Raw genomic sequence first — 701 nt, 5'->3', positions numbered from 1 at the left:
ATCAGATCGGCTTTGCCGTTCATCCAAAGCGATGGGTTGTGGAGCGATTCTTCGCATGGATCAGTCGAAATCGGCGACTATGGAAAGACCCGGAGGCAACGATAAAGTCGGCCGAAGCATTTCTCTAAACCGCATCCATCATGACGCTGACCAGACGCATCGCACGGTCATCATGAATTATCGGACAGATGGGGTGATTGGGGTCTACGCCGAGGGGGTGGCTGCTCCCTTCAGGATGTAGCAACGTGGTCCCTGACGAAACGGCCACACGCATCGAGAGGAAGCAGCCATGATGTATTATGCCGGAATGGATGTATCTTTGGAAGAAACATCGATTTGTATCGTCGACGAGACGGGCCGGATCGTGAAGGAGATGCGGGCGATCAGTGAGCCTCCGGCGCTGGTCACAGCGCTCGAGGAGTTCGGTTTGCCGATGGAGCGCATCGGCCTTGAAGCGTGCTCTCTGGCGGCTTGGCTGCATGACGGGTTGCGGAGCGCAGGACTGGCAGCCGTCTGCATCGAGACGCGCCAGGCCAATGCGGCGATGAAGACGATGCCGAACAAGACCGATCGCAATGATGCGCGTGCCTTAGCGCAGATCATGCGCACGGGCTGGTTCCGGCAGGTGCATGTCAAAAGCCGCCAATGCCGGCTATGGCGATCGCTTTTGGTGGCGCGGCGAACAGTGATGAACGAGATGC

General features: G+C 57.9%; 1 protein-coding gene and 1 pseudogene. Both read left to right on the top strand.

The genetic code is table 11. From position 1 onward, the window contains the following. Nucleotides 1–128, top strand: a pseudogene (locus ACI3K0_RS30770) (IS5/IS1182 family transposase); the annotation flags it as partial. A gap of 161 nt (nt 129–289) precedes the next feature. Continuing rightward, on the top strand, nt 290–701 hold a 412-nt coding region (locus tag ACI3K0_RS30765; protein ID WP_404946988.1), incomplete at its 3' end, for a transposase.

Source organism: Rhizobium sp. ZW T2_16, from assembly GCF_044987325.1.
GTDB classification, from domain to species: domain Bacteria; phylum Pseudomonadota; class Alphaproteobacteria; order Rhizobiales; family Rhizobiaceae; genus Neorhizobium; species Neorhizobium cellulosilyticum.
The sequence above is the reverse complement of the archived record's forward strand: the minus strand, read 5'-3'. Positions and strand labels throughout refer to the sequence as shown.